13 protein-coding genes are annotated in these 17,583 nt (G+C 43.3%); 2 read left to right on the top strand and 11 right to left on the bottom strand.

All coding sequences use genetic code 11. From position 1 onward, the window contains the following. Window positions 1-9 precede the first annotated feature (9 nt). A complete protein-coding gene (locus tag FDK13_RS28220; RefSeq protein ID WP_137343375.1) occupies window positions 10-2,367 on the bottom strand; it encodes an ABC transporter permease in 2,358 nt (785 codons plus the stop codon). Between the two features lie 359 nt (window positions 2,368-2,726). Between FDK13_RS28220 and FDK13_RS28215 the strand changes: the two genes are divergently transcribed. After that, window positions 2,727-3,902, top strand: coding sequence for a DUF2252 domain-containing protein (locus FDK13_RS28215; protein WP_137343374.1), 1,176 nt, complete (start codon window positions 2,727-2,729; stop codon window positions 3,900-3,902). A 425-nt stretch (window positions 3,903-4,327) separates the two neighbouring features. Here the strand turns inward: FDK13_RS28215 and FDK13_RS28210 are convergent, their stop codons facing one another. From FDK13_RS28210 to FDK13_RS28170, 9 genes are all read right to left on the bottom strand, one after another. Beyond that, the gene (locus FDK13_RS28210; RefSeq protein WP_137343373.1) at window positions 4,328-4,654 is read right to left on the bottom strand and encodes an NAD(P)/FAD-dependent oxidoreductase; all 327 of its coding nucleotides are present in this window, start codon (window positions 4,652-4,654) and stop codon (window positions 4,328-4,330) included. Between the two features lie 31 nt (window positions 4,655-4,685). Then, window positions 4,686-5,090, bottom strand: coding sequence for a response regulator (locus FDK13_RS28205; protein WP_137343372.1), 405 nt, complete (start codon window positions 5,088-5,090; stop codon window positions 4,686-4,688). An 8-nt stretch (window positions 5,091-5,098) separates the two neighbouring features. After that, on the bottom strand, window positions 5,099-6,388 hold the full coding sequence (locus FDK13_RS28200) for a TolC family protein (protein WP_137343371.1): 1,290 nt from the start codon (window positions 6,386-6,388) through the stop codon (window positions 5,099-5,101). A 159-nt stretch (window positions 6,389-6,547) separates the two neighbouring features. Beyond that, a complete protein-coding gene (locus tag FDK13_RS28195) occupies window positions 6,548-9,670 on the bottom strand; it encodes an efflux RND transporter permease subunit (RefSeq protein WP_220417441.1) in 3,123 nt (1,040 codons plus the stop codon). A gap of 102 nt (window positions 9,671-9,772) precedes the next feature. Beyond that, window positions 9,773-10,819: an efflux RND transporter periplasmic adaptor subunit gene (locus FDK13_RS28190; protein WP_137343370.1), complete on the bottom strand. Its 1,047-nt coding sequence runs from the start codon at window positions 10,817-10,819 to the stop codon at window positions 9,773-9,775. 256 nt (window positions 10,820-11,075) lie between these two features. Then, entirely contained in the window at window positions 11,076-11,966 is an 891-nt protein-coding gene (locus FDK13_RS28185) for a helix-turn-helix domain-containing protein (protein WP_137343369.1), read from the bottom strand. 203 nt (window positions 11,967-12,169) lie between these two features. Next, a complete protein-coding gene (locus tag FDK13_RS28180) occupies window positions 12,170-14,089 on the bottom strand; it encodes a pyrroloquinoline quinone-dependent dehydrogenase (RefSeq protein WP_137343368.1) in 1,920 nt (639 codons plus the stop codon). Between the two features lie 44 nt (window positions 14,090-14,133). Further along, window positions 14,134-14,319 (bottom strand): hypothetical protein, encoded by a 186-nt coding sequence (locus FDK13_RS28175; protein WP_137343367.1) that lies wholly within the window; start codon window positions 14,317-14,319, stop codon window positions 14,134-14,136. Between the two features lie 75 nt (window positions 14,320-14,394). Then, complete coding sequence (locus FDK13_RS28170) at window positions 14,395-14,889, bottom strand: (R)-mandelonitrile lyase (protein WP_229216246.1); 495 nt, start codon at window positions 14,887-14,889, stop codon at window positions 14,395-14,397. 204 nt (window positions 14,890-15,093) lie between these two features. Between FDK13_RS28170 and FDK13_RS28165 the strand changes: the two genes are divergently transcribed. After that, window positions 15,094-15,990: a helix-turn-helix domain-containing protein gene (locus FDK13_RS28165; RefSeq protein ID WP_137343366.1), complete on the top strand. Its 897-nt coding sequence runs from the start codon at window positions 15,094-15,096 to the stop codon at window positions 15,988-15,990. Between the two features lie 433 nt (window positions 15,991-16,423). On the opposite strand, the gene FDK13_RS28160 is transcribed toward FDK13_RS28165, so the two are convergent. Continuing rightward, window positions 16,424-17,479 carry a serine hydrolase domain-containing protein gene (locus FDK13_RS28160; protein WP_137343365.1) on the bottom strand — a complete coding sequence of 352 codons (1,056 nt, stop codon included), beginning with the start codon at window positions 17,477-17,479 and terminating at the stop codon, window positions 16,424-16,426. Window positions 17,480-17,583 lie beyond the last annotated feature (104 nt).

Raw genomic sequence — 17,583 nt, 5'->3', positions numbered from 1 at the left:
CGCACTTCCCTATTCATTTCCTAATGCCTTTACGGGATTGTCCGTAGCGGCTTTGTAAGTTCTGGTGCTGATAATAAGTCCACCTAATACAAGCAATACCCCAAAACAAAGTCCGAGCGTTTCAAAACCAATCGAGACATGATAGGCAAAACTGATAAGAAAAGCATAGCCGGCCATGTAACCCAGCGGTAGCGCAATGGCAGCTGCAATCGTGAGCAGTTTTACAAAATCGCGGGATAGCAGCCAAATAATCTGCGCTACCTCTGCACCCATTACTTTCCTGATTCCAACCTCTTTGATTCGGGTTTGGGTGCTGTAAGTTACCATTCCCAAAAGTCCCAGACAGGCTATTGAAAATGAAATCCCAAGGAGCAGTGCCATAAAACGGATGTCCTCCATATGCGCATGACGTTCATAAAGAAAATCGTCAAACCACTTGCCCTCATAGGATTCATATGGTTTAAGTTTTGTCCATGCATTTTTAACTTCTGCCTGAACTGTGGTTTCCGAACCATCTGCGACTGCCACCTGCATGTAGCGTACTCCGCCAGTTTGCTGCCGAAGAATTAAGGGCATGATTTTCCAGTTAAAGCTCGTAAACCGGAAATCCTTTACAACGCCTGCAATCTGAACTTCAGTGCTGTCATTCAACCATAAGGCTTTGCCGACCGCATCCCCGCTACCGCCCAAATTGAATTTTCGGACCGCTTCTTCGTTGATCAATATCAGATCAGCCGAAGCCGTTCCTTTTGGCAAGTCCTTACCCGAAACAAGCGAAAGATTTAGCGTTTTTATAAAGTCAGGGGCGATGTCAAATGTAAAAGCCATGACCGGATCGGAATCATCCCTTTTCAACTTTATCCGCTCAGTGGATCCATGATGGCCAAAGGGCTCTGATATCCCGGAAACATGTTCCACGCCGGCAAGGTTTGTGATTTCACCGGCAAGCCTTTCATAAGGGATATTGCCAAGTGGAATATTCAGTACATTTTTACTACGAAATCCATATTCGCCGGTCGCCATATACTGTTGCTGACGCATCATGGTCACCAATGCAATCATAGCGATCATTGAGATACTGAACTGGACAACGATAAGTGTTTTACGCAGCGAAATTCCCCGGATTACTTTAAGGCCGTTTTGACTTCGTAACACCTCTGCGGGCTGAAACTTTGAAAGTACTCTTGCCGGGATCAAGCCGGCAAGCAGCCCTGCTACAACACTGAAACAAACAAAAGCAGCCCACAACTTCAAGTCCCAGACTACTCCGCCGATAAGCCATTGCTGAACAAAAGCCATAGGCGTGACAAGTTCCAGCATCACATAAGCCAGTGCTAATGCAAGTAATGAAAGAATTACGGATTCGGCCACAAACTGACCCAGAATCTGCCAGCGGAGCGCGCCGGAAGTTTTACGTATCCCAACCTCCCGCGCGCGGCTCATAGAACGCGCCAAGGTAAGATTAATATAATTAAAAGCGGCCATCAACAAAGTTACAAGCCCTACACCCATTTCAGCCATTAGCCCACTGAGTGGGGGCTCGTAAGTGCCGTTTGTCAGCTCCTCCGTTGAAGGAGAAATACTTGCAAGTGATTGCGCGCGAAAACTATATTCTTTAATGTTTTCAAGTTGAATCTTAGCATTTTCCCGCCTGGAAATGGCTGATAGCACCTGTTCCAGCTGCGAGGCCGAAATTTTCGGTTTCAAAAGAACATAGGTATATCCCGTTGAAAATTCTTGCCAGTCCTTGCCCCCGGCGAACCGGCTTATTTTTTCTTTTGGCAGTATAAATAAGATATCGTACAGTAAGTGGGAACGGACATTGGTATTTTTCATAACACCCGTGATGACCGATGAGCCGATACCTTCCTGGGTCAATACCTGGCCAATCGGATTTTTTTTGCCAAACAATTTTTCCGCTGTTTTCTCACTGATCACTGCTGTACCGCCTTCACCCGGGATCTGCCCGGATGCGACAGGATAGCCAAACAGCCCAAAGAATGAACCATCGACGGCAAACGTGAGAAAGTCCAGCTGTTTGCCATTACCTTCAACTTGCCCATAAGTACGGACCACTCTTGCTGAATTTTCAACAAATTCGTAATCTCTTTTCAAACTTTCGGCCAGCGGTAGCGGTGATGTAGCAAAGGCTGCTTTATTGTTTTCTTTGGTTACGATATCTGTCACAATCCGGTAGATGCGGCTGCGATTTGGATGAAAATTGTCATAGTCCAAAGCTCCCTTGATATGCGCAATGGCCAGAAAACAAACCATAAGCCCCGAAGCCAGACCAAAGATATTGATCACCGAAAAAAGCCAGTGTTTCCATATACTCCTTACGGCAATTTTGAAGTAGTTTTGTAACATACAAAAAGGTTGGTCTAAAAATCTTAATAAAATCTCAAAAATTCTATACCAGTTCATACAAAGTGAATTTCCAGCAATTCAGCTAAGATTTTAAAAAATAAAATGTACGATTTCGAACATTTATGTCCGTTTTTTTAGATAAGCGCTATTTTAAAAGCAGTGCATTAGCCAATCCTTTATCAATGCAAGCCGAAGCTGGTTAACTTCCGGCCAATACATTTTTTGAAAAAGTATTTTACAGATTTGTTCAACCTGCGCTATTTCAAATATTTTGTATATTACCCATGCAAATGGCACCCTGTTTCTTCTACTAAATCGCGTTAAAGATTTGGCGCGTTGCTCCCTAACTTATTCTCATCATGACAAATCTCATTTCAAGAATAGACCAGTATAATAAGCTAAGAGATCCGGACTTTCTCGAACTCAAATACAAGGCCATGCGGGAAAATCCTTTCCGGTTTTTCAGGGGCAGCTGCCATCTTTTTTATGAAGACCTTTCAAAAAACACACCTTTTGAGGATCCGACAAAAACCTGGATCTGCGGTGATCTGCATCTTGAAAATTACGGAAGTTATAAGGCAGCTAACAGTCAGGTCTATTTTGATGTGGTTGATTTTGATGAAGCTATTCTTGCACCGGTGAGCTGGGAAATTCTGCGAACGCTGACCAGCATATACCTGGCAGTGGATTCACTCGGTTTGCCTTTAAAATCTGCGGAAGGGCTTGCCACAACGTTTTTTAAAACTTTTCATGACGTAATAATGTCCGGAAAACCCGTGGCCTTTGAACGAAACACTGTGCAGGGACTCATCAGGAGGTTCATCAAATCGGTTGAGAAACGAAAATCAAAGGATTTACTTTCTGAGAGAACCGAAGTGAAGGGATCTAAGATCTTGTTGAAAATCATTGAAGGTAAAACCGTTAAGATCATGCCTGAAGAAAAGAAAAGCATTACCGAATTGGTCTCTGTTTGGGCAGACAAGCATAAACATCAAAGTTGGAAAGTCTATGACGCCGCCCACCGGATTGCAGGAACCGGCAGTTTAGGACTTGACCGTTATGTACTTCTGGTAAAAGACAAAGCACTGAAAAAATATTTTCTGCTGGATATGAAAGAATCCATTACTTCCTGCCTTAAACCCTACATTGAAATTTTACAGCCTGAATGGAAAAACAATGCAAAACGTATTACAGGTATTCAAAATCTCATGCAGAATGTATCCCCGCCGGTTCTTGAAACGCTGATCTACAAGCACAAACCATTTGTGTTAAAAAAATTACAGCCACAGGCTGATATGATGAACCTGAAACTATGCAAGGGAAATATTCAAAAACTCCTGGAGGTGATCGAAACCTTTGCCGAAATTTCAGCATCGGCTCACCTGCGTGCAACCGGTAGGTTTGGCTCAGGCACAACCGACGAGCTGATCGCTTTCTTTCAGACCTCATCAGACTGGAAGTCACGACTTTTGAAATACAGCAAAAAGTATGCAGAGCAGGTCAGGCAGGACTATTTTACCTTCTGCCAACATTAATCCCGGTGACGCACCGGACATTGATATGATCATGTTTTAAGGTTCAGGATTCGCCGGGATCTGTTCTCGATAAAATCATCGATATTAATGCGTTCCAGCCACTGGTTTCCTGCTAATTTCATGAAAATGCCGGGTTGTTTAGCAGTAAAAGTGTTAATAACTACTGTAAAATGTTTAAAATACTTAAAAAATTAAGTAAAATATATAAACTTAAAAGAGTTCGATTAGCATGGTAAAATCATTACGGTAAAACAGTTAAAATAACTTATAATCACAGTAAAACGATCAAAGTTAATCCCGAAATCTATAGACAAATTCATACTAAATACTGTATCAGTTGCCTCAAAACGGATTTAATTTTCAATGATAATTCCAATAGCCAGTCTGCTTTAAACTTTATAATAGTAAAAATCACGCTTGCAAACTTAATTTCGCTCTTTTTCAACATTGCCGGCAATCACCAGCGACTTGCAGCATATTTCTGTCCTTTTGTTGGTAATCACAGTGAAATTGCCATTTTCATCCTGTTCAATATTTTCAACCCATTCATCCGCTGAAAAACTTGGTTGAAAAACGCCAATTTTATCCAGTAAAAATTCCGATAACTGTTTGTCTTCTAAATCAGTTAAACGTTGATGTTCGAACTGGCTATTAATGAGATGACAACGCATATTTAACTGTCCCGCCTCAAAAACGGCAAACAAAGCAACCGGCCCGGACCCAATAATGCAAAGATCTGTCCTGATCATCATGATTTTAAATTTAATTGCTTGTTGGGGGCTCTTACCAGAAATTGTTTGTGATGAGTTCCTTAATCATAAATAATTCATGTCCCTCTTGAAGGATTTTTCCAAGCTGAACTTCATCCCATGGTTTGATCAGATAATCAAAAATCCTGGCTTTGTTTTCTAAATCCTGATTTATATAATCCGACACAAGCAAGCGTATGCAATTTGGACACAAGGAAAGGGTTAACGCCAGAAAATCAATACCGCTCATTTCATTGATATATTTACTGCAAATAATGATCTCAACCCGGTCTTTTTCCAGAACCCCCAAAGCTTCCTTTACCGAACTGGCAGAGATTATTTTATAGTCCCTGCGAAAGATAGCATGGAACGAAATCAGATTCCCGACTTCATTATCGGCATATAGAATGACTGGTCTGGTTTTCGAAATTAGCGGCATGACGCGTTTTATTGAGAGTTCCCTACCGCTTTTTTATAGGCGGCTTCGCTTACTTTATATTCCACTTTCGCATCGATCACATGGCTATATGCCTGCTGCCACAGGGTTTGAGCTTCCAGAACATCCTGCCCGGTGACAGTCCCTGCTTTAAAACGGTCATTACTTAAGCGAAGATTTTCGTCTGCCTGCTGCACAGAAGCCTGGGAAAGGTCAATTCTTTTGGCGGCCTGATTTAGCTGTAAATAGGCATTTTGAGCCTCCAAAGAAATCAGTTCGCGCGTTTCTTCCATCTGCAACTGCTGTGCGCTGATTTTAAATGACTGTTCTTTTACTTTACTTGCTTTTTGTCCCCAGTCCCAGATCGGAATGCTCACACTAACCAGCCCAACATAAGAGGAAAGAACATTATTACCATTCTCAAAATTCATTTTTGGCCCGATGCTTGCAAACCCGCTGGCAAGAAGCCCAACCGTAGGTTTAAAATCTGCTTTCAAAATTTTTTCCTGTAACCGCTCAGCCTCCAGGGCTTTTTTTAGCAACCGGATCTCTGAGCGGTTTTCTGCGGCACTAAGATAACTTTCACTAAGCAAAGGATTGAAAGCCCCCACGACAGAATCTGCCAGGATAATTTCCGCGTCGGCTGGCATACCAATCGTTTGTGCCAGATTTAATTTAGCCATAACCAGCCCGTCTTTTGCTTTGTTCAGATTAAGCTCTGCATCATTGAGCTGCACCTGAACCCTGAGCATATCATTTTTGTAAATCATTCCGGCATTAAACAAATTGGTAAGCTGTTTAAGCAGTGATTCCAACAGGGATTTAAAAGTGGTTGCCAGCGTAATTTTTTCGTTAACACTGGCAACCTGCCAGTAGGCCTTCTGAACATTGAACAATACTTCGGATTCTGCCACTGCTTTCTGTTCCTGGTAAATCTCAATTCCTTTATCAGCGGCCTGTTTTCCCAGTTTTATTTTACCAGCCGCATAAATGGACTGTTTTACAATGACGGATGGACTTACGCCGTATTCAGGAAGCAGTGTATTCAAGGGCTTTCCAACATAAAAACCCATAACCGAACCATCCACCATAGGCTTGTCCGCTCCGTTGATTCCCTCGCGAGCAGCTTTGGCCGCTTCGATACTGTACTGCGCTGATTTCAGCCTTTTATTTTGTGTTAAAGCCATCTGCTGCGCCTGTGCCAACGTGATACTTTTTTGGGCAGTGGCCCCCTGCGAAAGTAAAACCAGGCAAAGAAAAGACGAGCTAATGATCTTTAATATATCAGGATATTTCCCCATTTTCTACGATTTCGATTTATTGTAATTAAGTGACGGGACTTTGCTGATTTAAATCAGCATAAGATTGTATTAAAAGGAAGTTAGTCTGGTAAAATCCATGTGACGACCACCGGTGCAGCCACATGGATTAAGCACTACATATTCCAAATTAATCAACTTTTAAGCATGAGAAGGTTTATACTGAATGTGCTCGCTTGCAGGCTCGGGCATTTCAGGTTCGGGTACTGGTTTAATGAACCGGTAATACAAAACCGGCACAACAAACAAGGTCAGTACCATCGAGACGATCAGACCGAACGCCAGCACACTGCCCAGCGGCCCCCACATCGGCGATTTGCTGACTATCATGGGTACCACTCCCACCGCTGCGGCGGCAGATGTTAAAAAGATCGGGCGCATTCTTCTTTTTGCCGCAGCCAGCGCCGCCGCTTTGATCGTATAACCGTGGTCAATTACTAACTCGTCGGCGTAGTCAACCAGAATAATTCCGTTACGAACCACAATACCGATCAGACTGATAATGCCCATGAAAGCGGTGAACCCCATGGGATTGCCCGTAACATAAAGACCTAAGAACGCGCCTAGCAAACTGAGTGGAAACGTTGCGAGAATAATCAGCGTTTTTCCGAAATTTTTGAATTGAAAGAGCAGCGTCAGGAAGATAAGAATCAAACTTACACCCAGCGAAAAGCCCATACCCGGAGCACTTTCTCCACTGGATTCCAGCTCTCCGCCGTAACCGATCCGGATTCCTTCCGGTAATTCGAGCTTCTGGATTTCAGGTAAAACCCTGGCCATGATCGTTGAAGCTTTTATACCGAGCTGCGCCTCGGATTGAACAGTGAGCGTCCGTAGTCCATTGCGATGCGCCAAGGTTCCCGTATGCCAGGCAGGAACCAGCTCCGCCACTTCTTTCAAGGGTACTTTTCCACCATAAAGCGTGCTGACATAAAGATTATCCAAATCGTTGAAGTTCTTTCTGCTGGCATCGTCAAGGCGCATGAAAATATCTATCGGCTTGTCTCCTTCCCACAAAGTGGAAACAGAATACCCTTTTAAACCCGCGCCAAGCGTCTGGGTAATAGCCTGACTGGAAACCCCTAAACGGTTTGCTACATCGTCTTTGATTTTAACTGTGACACCCATGTAGTCCTGTTCATAATCACTGCGGACCCAGTTGGTACCCTCCTGTTTTTCCAGAATTTCTTTTATTTGCGCGGCTACCTTTTTCTGGTCATTCAGATTGTTTCCGATCACACGGACCTCAATCGGTGAGCCAGCCTGCATACTCAATTGCTTGATGCGAACATAACCATCCGGCACCAGCCCATCGAATGTATCCAGATATTCTTTGACCATTTCATTGGTCGCTTCCGGACTTATGGTCGTAATGAATATCTGCGCAAAATTTCGTCTGGGTGTTTCCGGCGCATAGGTCATCTGGAAACGCGGTGAGCTCGTCCCTACGAAACTCGATAATCCTGCGACTCTTTTATCCTGCTTTAATATATTTTCAACTTTCTTTACAACACCTTCCGTAGCCGGCAGCGACGCTCCGCTTGGCAGCCAAACTTCGATATTGAACTGATTGCGCTCCGAGTTCGGGAAAAATTCCTGCTGAACATTGGCTGCGATCAGAAAAGCAAGGCAAACAGAAATCACGGCTGCGGCCATGGTAGCTTTTGGCCAGTGGAAACAAAATTCCACACCGATATTAAAAGCATTTTGCAAATAATCCAGCAAACTCTTCTTAGGCGGACGCTCGCTTACCTGATGTTTCAGGCCTTTTTTGATAAATACATAACACATATAAGGCGTCAAAAGAAGTGCGACCAGCATCGATGCAACCAGTGCAACGGCAATCGTTAGCGGCAAGGCTGCAATAAAGTCTTTCGTAATCCCGTCCAGGAAAAATGCCAGTGGGGCAAACGCAAAAATAATGGCCAGTGTTGCGGTGAAAATGGGAAGCGAAAGCTGCGTGGCCGATTGCCAGGCAGCCGTCCAGGGCGTTACCCCTTCGTCAAGTTTTTCAATGTAATTATCAACCACTACGATCGCGTTATCAACCACCATTCCAAGCACGATGATCAGGGCTGCCAACGTAACCTGATGCAGCTCAATACCCATGATATTGATAATACCAAAGGTAATGGCAATGGAAATCGGCGCGGCCACAGAAGCGATCGATGCCACGCGAAAAGGAAGAAGAAACATGACCACTAAAATAACGGCGAGTATCGCAATCCCAAACTCGACCATAAAATGCGAAATACTGTCACCAACCACTTTGGGCTGGTCAACAATGGTAGTCACTTTCACATCTTCGGGAAGTGTGGACTGAATTTCTCTTATTTTATCCTGCACCACATCTCCGAACTGTACGATATTATTTCCCGGCTGCATTTCGATACTAAGCATCATGACTTTGTCCTCACCCATACGGATATACGAAGAAACTTCTTCGTAACGTCTTTCGATCCGGGCGACATCTTTTAACCTGACAACGGTTCCGTCCGGATTGCTGTAAACGATCTGATTTGCTATGTCTGATTCTGTCCTGTACTGGCTATTGGCAAAGATCGGTATGTTGCTGGCCGCAATTGTCAGTTCTCCCGAGTAACCGGTAACATTCTGCATTTGCAATGCCCTTGCCAAAGTACTCACATCAAAGCCATACTGTCGCAGTTTGTCGTTATCGACCTTGATGTAGATCTGCTGCTTTTGTCCGCCAGTCCTGTTTATTTTTGAAACCGTGGGAATGGTTTTCAGGCCATCTTCGAGATCATCCAGGTATTTTTCAATCTCTGCATAAGAGCGTTTGGAAGAGGATACTGTTATCATTTGCGCAACCACATCACCAAAATTACTGTTTACAATGGGCCCTAAAACACCCTGTGGGAGCACTGAACGCATATTCATATTTAATCCGTGCTGCAACGTTGACCAGAATTTCTTCCGGTCCTTTACGCTGGTGTGAAGTTCCACAGTGATAAATACCTGTCCGTCCTTGGTTGAAGATTTGGTTTTGTCTTTTCTGATCTCTTCGAAAGAAAACAGGTACTGCTCAATTTTATTGGTTACCTGTTTTTCCATTTGCAATTCATCCGCACCCGGATAAAAAGCCATGACCATGGCAACGGGCATATCAATCTTGGGGTCTTCACTGCGCGGCATGTTCAGCAGCGCATTTATTCCAAGCAAAGCCAGAAGCAGTGTGACTACAATGGTCACTTGCTTATACTTCATAGCCGCTTCAATAAAGTTCATTTTATGCTTTTCCATTGATTATGAGGAATTTTGGACATTAAGGTTCTGTTCCGTACAGAAACGATTCTGCACAGATGAATAGGCTTTCAGAATTTTGGTTTTGGTTCAAACAGCACGTTATAGCGTAAGCACGGCTCCCTCCTTCAGCCGCGTCTGACCGGCTGTAACAACCCTGTCGCCCTGCTTCAAACCATCGGAAACGATCACGTCATTTCCCTGAACACCGCTCGCTGTGATTCTTTTTCTTACCGCTTTTTGATTATCCCCTGCCACAAAAACATAGGTAATATCATCGGCATCACGGAGCACAGCGCTTGCAGGGATGGTAATGGCATCCAGGGATCTGCCTGTTGCTATTTTTGTTTGCGCGATCATACCCGGCAGCAGTTTCCCATCGGGGTTTTGAAGCTGCACTTTTACAGAATAAGATTTACTAACAGGGTCAGCCTGAGGATTGATGATAGCGATTTCCCCGGTTAGAATTTCATTTAAAGTGGAAATAAAAACCTTTGCACGCTGGCCTTTTCTTATCTTTCCGATTTCACTTTCCGGTACGGTTACCCTCGCATAAACCTGATCTGTTTTAATGATTGTGAAAGCTGGGACTCCCGGGGCGGCCATAGCGCCACGCTCAATGGATTTTGCTATGATAATCCCTGACATTGGTGCATACAATTTAGTATCAGAAACACGTTTGACTGATAGATTTTTATTGGCTTTCGCCTGTGCAAGTTTTGTTTTAATCTCGATAAAATCCTTCTCAGGCAGACTCCCCTTTTGATACAACCCACTTAAACGGGTATACATATCTTCGGCTTGTTCAAGGCCCGCACCTGCAATCAGCAGCGCATTATCATATTCGGTTGCATCAATGGTGGCCAAAAGCTGTCCGGCATTTACCTGCTGACCTTCGTTCACTTTAACAGAACTTACTGTTCCGGAAGCAGAAAAACCAATCTGAACGGAATTATCAGCTTCAATGGTACCGGAAAAACTCAGCTCCTCGGCTTGTCCATGATGCTGAATCTGCTGTATGGTGACTTTTACAGTGCTTTGTTTTTCTTTTTTCTCTTCTTTGGCCGCGCAGCCAACAAACAAAATCATGAGAGAGGCAAGTACATAAACCGGCATGATGACCGGTTTATTAAAGTAAGATTTTTTCATTTTTCGAATAATCGTATAACCTTAAAAGTTGGTTTGCAAAGGTTGATATTACAGCCACTATTTAAAAGGTTCACAAATCGGTTAGATTGGTCAAAAAGTCGGTTTTATCAGATTTATGTAAAAGTTTTAAATTTAAAGATCAGCCTTTTCCCATTTATCCGTATTCTTTATGGTTATATTGTATACTCAGGACAACAAATTACTTTGGTAAAAAAGTCGTCTGTTCAATCTCTCGCAATAAAGAAAAAACGCTGTTTTACAGAGAATTCCGGTATTCTTTCGGTGACATTCCGGCGTGTCTTTTAAAAAACTTTCCAAAGAAAGACTGGTCATTAAAATTTAGCAGATCTGCCGTTTGGCCAATGCTTAATGCAGGGTCATTAAGTAAATATTTTGCTTCAAGCATGACGATATCGTCAATCATTTCACCTGCATTTTTACCCGTAATTTCCTTCACCGTTTCGGTAAGATATTTGGCTGTGATACTCAGCATATCAGCATAGGCGTTGACACTTCTTTGTTTTTTAAAATGCTTTTGAACAAGTTGTAAAAATTCCATAACAAGATTTTCCTTCCTTGAAAGGTAGGTATTGACAGGCTCAGAATATATTTTACTTAATCCTGCAATTTCATATAAAAAAGTCTGAAAACATGTATACAATAATTCTTTACCAAACGGGTGTGTGTTAGCGGTAAGGCTACGGCGTTCCAGGTCGTGCATCAAATTTTTTATCATGTCCGCTGCTGTCTGATCCAGTTGCCAGTATGGCGAAAATTTGGTAGAAAAGTATTCAAAAAGTTCAGTTTTAAGATTTGAAATACCGATGCGGTTTAAAAAATCTCCGGTGAAACTGACAACTGAAAGGGTTGCGTTCTCGCTGGCCTGGACAAATTGCTTCAGCGCATTTGGCGGTGCGAGAATAAATCCGTTAACCGGAAGGTGATACTTTTTCAAATCGATGCCCAGGGTCATACTGCCCGATGTGACCATGCAAATGATAATATAATCTGACCTGAAATGCTCATTGGTAAAATCTTCTTTTTTAACAACCTCATTGATTTTTACCGAAAAACCACCGATAACAACCTCACTTTCAGAGTCGAAAGTCTGTAAAAGCTCTTCGTGTTTATGAATTATTCTTTTCATTGTTGTTGGCCGTCACTACTGGTTGTTTGGAACGAAATTTGACAGCGAAAAGTTTGACCCAATTATTATTAAATCTTTTTCAAGGAGTTGCGCGTAAACAAACTGTGGCAAGAATTGTTTCAGTGGAAAATTCAAAATGGTAATATTGCCTGGCTTAATCAAATGAATAATGTAGCTGGCATAGTACCAGCCACATTATAAACTCAAGGCAAAGCGAAAGCCATGATAAAGCCCGATGGATTTTCGCTCGTACCACCCACCGAAAGCGCCACAAATTGCTTCCCTTTTACCTGATAACTGCATGCTGTTGCGTTGGCCAGGGCAGGCAGGGTTGTTTTCCAAAGCAGCTTACCCGTGGATTTGTCAAAGGCGCGCAACTTTTTGTCGTCAGTTCCACTGATGAAGACTAAACCGCCAGCAGTCACAATAGGGCCGGCTTTACCTTCCTGACCAGTTTCGGGTGCTCCTTTTACTTGCCGAGCTTTATCGTTTCCTAATGGAATTTGCCATTCATATTCGCCTGTTGACAGGTTTAGCGCGTGTAAAGTTCCCCAAGGCGGCTGTATAGCCGGATTCCCGCCAGGATCTTTCCAGGTCTTATAACCCGTTGAATTCAAATACTGGTCCGCATGTGCGTTACGTTCTATGGTTCCCAACTGGCTTGACTGACCCGATTTGGATGCGGATTCGCTGCTTGCTTTTGCCTGGTCTCCTTTAATGATCGTTATAAGATCGGGAGCATCATTTGATTTGATGTATAAAAAATTAGTTGCCGGATCAAAAGCGGCACCACCCCATTCCCCACCACCGCGCGTACCGGGCAATTGAAGCGTCCCTTTGAGATCAGGAGGCGTAAAAAGCCCTTCATAGCGCATGGACCTAAATTTTTTGACAAGCGAGTCATGATCGGCATCGGAATAATTGGTCAGATCTGCTTCGGTAACCCACTGCCGCGCGAAAGGCCTGGGTTTCACCGGAAAGGGCTGTGTAGGTGAAGAATGTTCACCGGGAAGATTCGAAGCGGGCACTTTCCTTTCTTCAATTGGAAACATGGGCTCTCCCGTTTCTCTGTCAAAAACAAACACAAACCCTTGTTTGGTGATCTGTGCTACCGCGTCAATATCCTTTCCATCGCGCTTAAGGGTGACAAGGTTTGGCGGCGCTGGCAAATCGTAGTCCCACAGATCATGATGCACCGTCTGAAAATGCCATACATGTTTTCCTGTTGCCGCGTTCAGCGCCAGCACACAATTGCCGTACAGGTTCTCGCCTTTGCGGTCAGTCCCATAAAAATCATAAGATGGCGATCCTAATGCAAGAAAAACCATCCCTCTCTTTTTGTCCAGGCTCATACCCGCCCAGTTATTGACACCACCCACTACCTTGCAGGCATCTTTTGACCAGGTTTCATAGCCAGGCTCACCAGGCAGCGGTACAGTGTGGAAGGTCCACACGAGCTTTCCGGTGAAACAATTATATGCCCTGATATAACCAGGCTGGGCTCCATACACATCCGGCACACGGCAACCCATAATGATCAAATCGTTATAAATGATCCCCGGGGATGTGGAAGAGACGTAAATATCTTCGGAAGTATCACGTAGGCCAATTCTCATATCAACTTTTCCCGCACTGCCAAATGAAGGGATGAGCTCACCCATATGCACATCCAATGCAAAAAGATTGTTATTGGCTGTAAACAAGATCCTTTTGTCATCACCGCTTTCCCAGTAAGTTAGGCCACGGTTTACTTCGCCGCCACTCTCTTTGCCGTCGAAAGGATCAAAAGACCAGAGCTGTTCACCCGTTTCTGCATTTACAGCGTATGCCCTTTGACTTCCCGAAGTAGCATACATTACTCCATCTACAATAATGGGATTGCATTGACTGGGACGGGTTCCAGCTGCATTATCCTTCATGGCAAATGTCCATGCGGGCTTTAAATGGCTCACATTTGAGATATTGATCTGATCCAAAGGTGAATAATTTGAACTTTTAGCATCTGCTTTATAGACCGACCATGTCCTGTCATTTTGATGATCCTTTTTGCAAGCGCCAAAAAAAATGGACGCAAAAAGGGCAAGACTTCCCAAAGTCTGTGTACCTAATTTTCTTTTTTTCATATTGCAAGGCGTGATAGATGTCTATTGATCGTCTAATATTATGTTCATTTAATAAAGTAAGCTTTTATTGTATTATGCGTGAGCGTCGGCACAAATACTGTCCTGAGAAGCGGGTTATAACCCATATCGGCAGAGCTGATCTTTTGGCTGGAAGTATCTGCATCAAGGACCGCGTTCAACTGTGCTTTTAGATTCAGTAAATCTCCGACTGCATTATGCTGCGCTTTCATTGTCATGGTGATCAATAGAAACCCAGCTAAAAGTATACATGTATAAAACCAGGGTTTTTCATGATTACCGGTTTTTTATTTCTGATTTACCTGATTGTATTCCTGTTCTGTCACCGGCTGAAGCCATACCACATTTTCATTTCCCTTGTAATTGGCTATCGCAATATGAACAAGCTTTCTATTAGCAGAGGCCCCATGCCAGTGCTCGGTATTTTCAGCAATGTTGACTACATCGCCTTTTTTCAAAGCCCGTGCAGGCTTTCCCCGCTCCTGGGTAAAGCCCTCTCCTTCTGTAACAATCAGCACCTGCCCTTTCGGATGGGTATGCCAATATGTTCTCGCGCCTGGTTCGAATGTTACGCTGCCCAGTGCAAACTCATTGTTTTTGTCTTTGGATACCAATGGATAAAGAAACGCATCACCGCTAAAATAAGAAGCTGGCAACCGTTCGCCTTTTGAGAAAATAGAAGCACTTGTTTGCTCTGACATGGTTTGCTGATGGTTTTTCCTGCTGCAGCCACAAAGTGATATTAAGATACCTGCGGCCAGAAGTAGGATGAAATTTTTCATTACTTCCATAATTTGCATTCTTTGTTGAATTCGGGTTAGTCAGGGCGATTATATCAATATGATCTGAGTACAAAGGTCATATACCTCAGAGAATCTGTGCTTATACAGGTTACAGGTTTACCTACCATTTTTACTGATCCCGCAGTACAAATGTGGTTGGCCAAAAATATCGGGTAAATTTATATCCGCAAATCATAAAAGAATATGAAGACCATTTTAAGGATTGATACCGTAAGCGAACACGATGCCTTTTACCATCACGAAAACCTGCACCCGCTGGTGAGCGTGATCAACTTTAACGGCAGGACGCCTGAGATGTATGCTTCGCGCATGAATTTTGGGTTCTATGCCATATACCTGAAAGACGTAAAATGCGGAGATATGAAGTACGGACGTCATACCTATGACTATCAGGACCGAACACTGGTATTTGTGGCTCCCGGCCAGATCATCAATGTGGACATCAATACGGATTACAAGCCACAGGGTTATGCCTTAATGTTTCATCCGGATCTAATTCGCGGCACTGCTTTGGGAAAACACATGGATGATTACAGTTTCTTCTCTTATGAAAGCAAGGAAGCGCTGCATTTATCTGAAAAGGAAAGAAAAATCGTCCTGGATTGTTTCGAGAAAATTAAATATGAACTTGAACTGGGAACAGACAAACACAGCCGGAAACTTATTGCCTCAAACATCGAGCTTTTCCTGAATTATTGCAGCCGCTTTTTTGACCGTCAGTTTATTACCCGCATTGATGTCAATAAGGATACATTAGAAAAGTTTGAAGATTTACTTAATCAATATTTTCAGTCCGACAAACCTCAAACCATTGGCCTGCCTGCGGTCGCTTACTGTGCGGAGCAGCTGCACCTGTCACCCAATTATTTCGGGGACCTGATAAAAAAGGAAACCGGTAAAACAGCCATCGAATATATCCGGTTGAAGGTAATGGATCTGGCCAAAGAAAAAGTACTGAGTCCGGATAAATCAATCAGCGAAATAGCCTTTGAATTGGGGTTCAAATATCCGCAGCATTTTACCCGGCTTTTTAAGAAGACTACCGGTCTTGCACCACAGGACTACCGATCGCCAAATTAAATACCGGTTAAAGGTCTGCCGCTATTTTGGACCACTTATATACATTTAGATCAAGGCACGTACCAATAACTAATGTTTTCAGCGATACATTCAGCTGGAAATCAGAATAAAAATTCTGGTAACCAATTAATTGCACTACAAGGTTAGTTACATCCGTGTAATCACTGTTTATCCTTACATTGAGGGTTCAATAGTTGAGTACTTTTTAATACCGATTGTGTCGTGGAAGAGGCCATACATGGGGAATTCGGATGCGTTGACCATCTAATTCCGTGGCAAATTGACCATCAGCAAATTAGTACTCAGCACGAATTAAATAACTGTTAATCATTTAAACTGGTCAATTCCAAGCGAAACAACATGTCCTTAATTTCTGAATTGCTGTGATCAGTGGCTCCGAATTACGCACTTATCAAAACCTGAAAACGAACTGCTATTTCAGCGCCTCTCTCACCAACATCGGTAATACCGGACTTGCATAAAAACTTGAAAACCCATTCCTGGTATGACTGATCCTTGCCAAAAAAAAACCATAGACATTGTTCTTTTTGTCGATCCAGGGATAGGCTCCTGCCCAGCCCGGACTACTGATCAAAGTCGGATTTCCTGACGCATCTGTTTCCTCCCGCCATTCTCCCAGCCCGTAAATGTCTCTCCGTCTTTCACCGCGGGCTCTCTCAACATATTCTCCTTTTCTAACCGCAGCGCCTCTCACCTGATCCTTTTGCATTTCATTAATTGATTTTTGAGATAAGATCCGTTTTCCCTTAAACACACCATCGTGAAGTATCATATCTAAAAAATGTCCGTAATCATCCAAACGACATCTGGCTCCGCCACCCAGCATAGGATTATGGCCAGGCGTTTCATCAACCGGCGTAAAATGGGTGTCTTTCATTTCCAGCGGTAGTGCAATCTTTTCCTGAAAAATAGATTCCCAGGATTTCCCGGTAGCCAGTTCAGCCATGCGTCCGGCTACCTGCATAGCCAAGCCACCATATCTGAATTTTGTACCTGGAATCGTATCAGCAGGCAGATCGACAATATTGATAACCGCTTCCTTTAATGTCTGGTAATTATCGGGACGGACACCCTGGGGCTGATAATCGGGATAACCAGCGGTATGCGATAACAGTTGGCGTAAGGTTGCATTACCTTTCTGACCAGTAAATTCGGGAAGCCACTTTTCTACCGGATCATCCCAGCTCAACTTCCCCTCCTCCACTACGGCGGCTATCGTTGCCGAGGCCAGCCATTTCCCCGCAGATGCAATGTAGGCAACGGTTTCGGGCTTGTAATTTCCGAAGTATTTATTGAAAATGATTTGATGGTCCTTTGCAATGACAATGGAAGCGCCTTTATAAAAACCGGAGTCTATCCAGCTTTGTATTTTTGTGTCAACAAGCGAAAAATTGTATTGCCTTTGAGCCTGCAAAGTATGGTCAAACAGGTTTATGGTAAGCAGAAATACCAGGAATATTTTTTTCATATTTTTTATTTTTCAAATTATTAATTGACCTGTAATATTAGAATTTGTTTTATACATCACTTTACACCTATTAATTTAAAAGAAAAGCTACCCTAAACAAGGCA

This window comes from Dyadobacter frigoris, from assembly GCF_005280585.1.
Taxonomy (GTDB): Bacteria; Bacteroidota; Bacteroidia; order Cytophagales; family Spirosomataceae; genus Dyadobacter; species Dyadobacter frigoris.
Note: the sequence above shows the minus strand (reverse complement) of the source record. Positions and strands in the feature narration are given on the sequence as shown.